Source organism: Pseudomonas sp., from assembly GCF_050739655.1.
GTDB lineage: Bacteria > Pseudomonadota > Gammaproteobacteria > Pseudomonadales > Pseudomonadaceae > Aquipseudomonas.
The window spans coordinates 1-5555 of the sequence record NZ_JBOIBY010000067.1 but is presented as its reverse complement, the minus strand read 5'-3'; the positions used below and the strand labels follow the sequence as shown (position 1 = coordinate 5555).

5 protein-coding genes are annotated in these 5555 nt (G+C 53.8%); 4 read left to right on the top strand and 1 reads right to left on the bottom strand.

The annotated features are described in order from the left end of the window. Positions 1 to 127: 127 nt before the first annotated feature. Positions 128 to 1498, bottom strand: a complete 1371-nt coding sequence (locus ACRESJ_RS03620; protein WP_431756680.1) for an MmgE/PrpD family protein — start codon at positions 1496 to 1498, stop codon at positions 128 to 130. A 306-nt stretch (positions 1499 to 1804) separates the two neighbouring features. Here ACRESJ_RS03620 and ACRESJ_RS03615 point away from each other — a divergent pair, with 306 nt between their 5' ends. The 4 genes from ACRESJ_RS03615 to ACRESJ_RS03600 all read left to right on the top strand — a co-directional run. Then, the gene (locus tag ACRESJ_RS03615; protein ID WP_431756679.1) at positions 1805 to 2593 is read left to right on the top strand and encodes an SDR family NAD(P)-dependent oxidoreductase; all 789 of its coding nucleotides are present in this window, start codon (positions 1805 to 1807) and stop codon (positions 2591 to 2593) included. Positions 2594 to 2617: 24 nt separating this feature from the next. Next, the gene (locus tag ACRESJ_RS03610) at positions 2618 to 3523 is read left to right on the top strand and encodes an NAD(P)-dependent oxidoreductase (RefSeq protein ID WP_431756678.1); all 906 of its coding nucleotides are present in this window, start codon (positions 2618 to 2620) and stop codon (positions 3521 to 3523) included. Between the two features lie 14 nt (positions 3524 to 3537). Further along, a complete protein-coding gene (locus tag ACRESJ_RS03605) occupies positions 3538 to 3927 on the top strand; it encodes a carboxymuconolactone decarboxylase family protein (protein ID WP_431756677.1) in 390 nt (129 codons plus the stop codon). A 292-nt stretch (positions 3928 to 4219) separates the two neighbouring features. Continuing rightward, the coding region (locus ACRESJ_RS03600) for a hypothetical protein (protein ID WP_431756676.1) at positions 4220 to 5555 on the top strand (1336 nt) is incomplete at its 3' end.

The window sequence follows — 5555 nt, the reverse complement described above, 5'->3', positions numbered from 1 at the left end:
CGCTAATGGGCTGAAAGGCCCTTTTTCGTCTGTTGCCCGCACAAAAACAAACGCCCCGAACAAGTCGGGGCGTTTATTGGGCTGGCCTTTAGTGCGTTTTCACACAGTCTGTTTCGGTGGCCTTTTTTTACCTTTCCGTAGCAAGGGTCATAACAGCCCCCGCATTTTCGCTCCTATCCAACGACCAGATTGCTTCTACCAACGCTTCGACGTTGATGGTACTCCCACTTCGTTTAGCGAGGATGGTTAGCTTTTCTACCAAGTCAGAATCAGAAAGCGGCGCCATCAACCCCCCTTTTGCTGAAGCAACACGGTGCTCAAGATACCGCCCAGTGTCCAAGAGGACTCTCACCGTCGCCGACTCAACAGAACAGTCAGGATCATCGTAGAAGTCTACCAACGGGTACGTTGCCCGCAAAACCGGATCTGCCACGGCAGCATCACTGAACTGATCTAGGCCTGCCATTCCCGTCGCCAAGGTAATGGCAACAGCATGCTGCGCACTTACTTGAGACTCCCGCCCAAGCTTGATGTGCGGACGATCTGTACGCTCTCGCAACAAAGGATTACCAATCAGCTCTACCCGACACACCTGGCCATATGTCCAACTCTTGTCTGCACGCAATGCGATGCAGGCCTCAATGACCGGATTTAACACCACCCCACAAGGATAGGGCTTATAGGTGTTGGCCAACACCGCCCATGAGCCTCCCAACTCGTGCGTCAGCTCGTCAAACTTTGGAGAATCACTCATCACCTGGAGGAATCCTCGCGTGCCCTCCAGAGGGCACTCAGGGCCCGCAAACCCTCTCTGCGCTAACAATGCCGACAGTAGTCCGTTTCTTGGAGCATTTCCAACACTCAGACTTTTCGCTGCACTCCCCAGAGTCTCAACGAGACCCGAAGCTTGCGCACTGGCATTTCCAATGGCCCATGCCAACTGACGAACATCTAGTCCAATGGCTTTTCCGGCAGCCAGAGCCGCTCCAAATACGCCGCAGGTTGAGGTTATATGCCAGCCTCGTTGGTAGTGCCAAGGGTGAAGCGCCTTACCCAGACGGCACTCAATTTCCATCCCCAACACTAGTGCGAGCAGTAACTGCTCGCCCGAGATTTTTGTCTCTTCAGCCAACGCAAAAAGCGCAGAGGCAACCGGCCCAGTGGGATGGATGATTGTCGGAATATGGGTGTCGTCGTAATCGTAGACATTTGCACTCATCGCATTCAGAGCAGCGGCGTCAAGCATTACCAGGGCTTCTGAGCGCCCAACAAACCCTCCTCGACCGCCAGGATGAAGGCTCTTGAGCAGCTTCATTGCAGTGTCGATATCTGAATCCTTGCATCCAGCAAATGCCACAGCGAAGTAGTTGATCAGAGCGCGCTTGGCTTCGTGACGTACCTCGTCGGGCAAATCAGCCCATTCAGTTGCGTACACAAACTCAGCGATCAATTGAGTTACCGCCCGCACCTCTTTGGTCATGGCAGCGCAATTATCCATGCAGCATCTCCAGGCAGACTCAAGCAGTACAAGACGTTATGAGAACCAACGAAAGGCATGCACCTATCCAACGGCAGGAATGCCGCGTTCATTCCTTCACTATCTTTCGGCAGGTGCCTATCCAACGCATGCGCGCAACTCTGACCCCACAAATGAGTACGGCAAGCTCTGCCTTGCTGCCGCCGACAAAAATTAGAGGGCGTAAGAAATGCTTAAAGGGCATTGTGCATGGGCGCCGGCCAAGGCCCCTAGCCAGACTCCAAACTCAGTTGCCTGCAGCACCGATTTACTTGGGGGCCTCGGAAAATGAAGCCTCTGAAAAACAAGCGCGCTCTAATCACAGGCTCTACAGCAGGACTTGGTCTAGCCATTGGTGAAGCCCTGGCAGCGGCCGGCTGCAGCATCGTCTTACACGGAAGAGCTCCAGCCGACGAATTCAGCGCTTTGTGCGCAAACCTGCAAGAACGACACGGCGTTGAAGTCAGTTACGCTGCAGCAGATCTGAGTACCGAAGCCGGTGTTGAAGAATTAGTCAGTATTGCGCAAGCCCGACTGGGCGGCATCGATATTCTGGTCAACAACGCAGTGGCCAGACACTTCGCCCCGGTACACGAACTCCCCGTCGATGCTTGGAATCGTGCTCTAGCAGTCAATCTGTCTGCCGTTTTCCATGCAACCCGACTTGCGCTCCCTGAGATGCGCCTGCAGGGCTGGGGACGCATTTTCAACATGACATCGATCTACGGAGTACGTGGTGCTCCGAACAGGGTCGACTATGTAACGACAAAGAGCGCGCTCCTCGGTTTCACCCGCGTTGTTGCTCTCGAGAATCTTGACTTCGGAATTACCTGCAATGCCATTTCACCAGGCTCGACCCTAACGCCTTCGATCGCAGCTCGTGTAGACGAACTGAAAGAGCAGGCCCAACTGAGTGAGAAGGACGCGGTTCGTCAATTTCTGACCGGAAAACAACCGTCCGGTCGTTTCAACGATGCCACACATGTTGGCGATCTCATTGTTTTTCTTTGTGGCCATTCGGGCACCGATATCACTGGAGCGATGCTACCGGTCGATGGCGGCTGGCTGGCTAGCTGACTACCTCGAGGAGACACGAAAAAAATGTCACAACTCAGTATCGGATTCATCGGCCTCGGCACCATGGGTGAGCCTATGGCCACTCGCTTGGCACAAGCAGGTCTGAACCTAACTGTATTCGACCTAAATGAGGCAACTGTAGACCGCCTTGTTGCGCTTGGAGCAAAACGCGCCGACAGCCCTGCCTCCGTTGCATCGCAAGCGGAAATTGTCTTCGCAAGCCTGCCTACTCCTGATGTAGTTCAGAAGGTTGCGCTAGGTGATCAAGGAGTAAGCAGCGGAAGTAAAGTCCGCATTTTCGTTGATCTTTCCACCACAGGGCCTCGCACCGCCAAGCTGGTCGCCGAAAGTCTCGAAAAAAATGACATTGTCGCTGTTGACTGCCCTGTGAGTGGCGGCGCAGCAGGAGCTGCGAAGGGCACCCTCGCTCTCATGGCTTCGTGCCCTAAAGCTATCTATGACGAAGTTAAACCGATCCTGGATAACCTCGGAAAACTGATTTTTTGCGGTGAGGCGCCTGGTCTTGGCCAGACCATGAAGCTGGTTAATAACCTCGTCTCGCTGACGGCATTGGCAGTGTCGTCAGAAGCTCTCGTCATGGGCGTTAAGGCAGGGCTTGATCCTCAGATTATGCTCGATGTCTTCAACGCTGGCAGCGGCCGAAACAGTGCGACGGCCGACAAGCTTCCGCGTGCAGTTCTTCCTAGAACCTTCGACTTTGGGTTCACCACTGGCCTCTCGCTCAAGGACACTCGTTTGTGCCTAGACGAGGCAGAAGCCATGGGTGTACCGATGCCCGTTGGCAGTGCCGTACGACAAGTCCTCAACATGACCCGTGCAGCTTATGGCGACAACGCTGACTTCACCCGCATCGTCTGCCTGTTCGAACAGTGGGCTGGCGTTGAAGTACCCACCCGTCCCAAACCGTAATCAAGCGAGACACCATGAACAACGAACTGTTTGAGAAAGGCTTTGCCAACCGGAAGGCCGTGCTAGGTGATATCCATGTTGAAAAATCGTGGGCAGCAGCTGACGAGTTCAACAAGCCGATGCAAGCTCTTGTCACCGAGTATTGCTGGGGCGCTATTTGGGGCGATGAAGCTCTCCCGTTTAAGACTCGTAGCATCATCAACATTGCGATGCTCACAGCCATGAGCCAGCATCACGAGCTGGGCGTGCACGTAAAAGGCGCTCTCACAAATGGTGTCACCAAAGAGGAAATTCGAGCTGTGCTTATGCAGGCCGCAATCTACGGTGGTGTCCCATTGGCTCTAGCCGCGTTCCGAGTAGCTAGCGAAGCCATCAAAGCTTGGGAAGCCGAACACAACGCATGATGCTATATGAAGCACCGCTTACTGGAGCGGTGCTTCAAAAGTGACGATGGATATCACAGCAAGGAGTCTTCCATGATCAGCCTGCTATTCCATGACCTTGTCGCCCTTGGCCATCGCCATTACACCTTGTACCTTCCATTCAGCAGCTAAACTAGACAGTCTCCGCCCTTTCAGAGATAAGAGTGTTACCTGACACTTTATGTGGCATAACCGCCCAGCCTGCAATTGGCGACAAGCAAAACAATGTACAAGAGGCCGAAGAATCGGCTCAGATTTTAGAGGCTCCAAGCCCATGTCCAGAGCTCTTTTACACGCTGACAGCAGCAACAATGATGCTATCCAGGTATTCCTTTTAGGATCCCGCCTGCAGCCGCCTGAAACCACAGGATTAATCTGCCGTTCCCGACTTTCCAAGCGCTTTGGTGACTCTGGTGATGCTGTCTTGGCGCTGATTCAGTCACCTCCTGGCTATGGCAAAACCTGTTTTATGGCCCAGCAGTATCATTGGCTGAAGCAGCATCACCAAAAGGCGGCGTGGCTGTCTCTCGATGCTGACAGCCGAGACTTGCCGATTTTCATCGCCCACTTGAAGGGTGCCCTGGAATTAGCTGAAACCCCGGAGCTATTGATAGAGCAGCTCTCCCGTATCGGAGAAAAAAACCTGCAGCAAGCCTTCAGCTCAACCATTAAGCTCATTCGGACGCAGCCTACTCCCCTCTACGTTTTTGTAGACGACGTTCATCACCTCGCTGGTAGCGACTCTGTACGAGCGCTTTCGATGCTGGTTGACCACGCTCCTCCAGGGCTTCATTACATTCTTTCGTTTCGCGGCGAACCATGCATGTCGGTCGCCCGCCAGCGGATGCACGGTCAGGTATATGACGTAGGCTCGAGGGATCTGAAATTTACTCAGTCCGAGACGGCAAAGCTCATGGAGCGGCACGGAATTGGGCAGCTGGATCAAGCCCAACTGGACATTCTCGAAACTCGCTTGGAAGGCTGGGCTGGCGGCCTGAAGCTGGCCGCAATGCTGCTCCAGCGGGATCCTGATCTACTCGAAAACCTTGCCAACTTCACTGGAGAGCGTCGACAGTTTGCCGATTTCTTCCTTCAGGACGTGCTATCCCGGCAAACACAGTCCATTCAGAACTTCCTTCTCCAGAGCGCGATTCTTGATCGATTAAGCATCCCTCTCTGCAATTTCCTGACGTCGCGCAACGACGGCCTGGAGCTTCTGCGAGAGTGCGAAACCAAAGGTCTGTTCTTGCTACCGATGGATGAAGAACAGCGGTGGTATCGGTACCATCCTTTGTTCGCGGAGTTCCTGCGTCGTCATTTACGTGAAAGCAACCCGGGTCAATTTGAGCAGCTCAATCGAAGAGCCAGCGATTGGTTTGCAGACAACGGCCACTATGTCGAAGCCTTCAACCATGCGCTTAGTGCTGGCGACCCGATGCGTGCTGCGGAAATAATGGACGCCCACTGCGACTCTATTTTCGGAAATGAATCCAGCGCCGATCTCCTTGCTGAAAAGCTCCCGAAGCATATTCTCGAACACTTCCCTCGGATTTTATTGGCACAGACCTGGCGCCTTCTGATGGGCTGGCATTTCGAGACAAGCAAAAAGC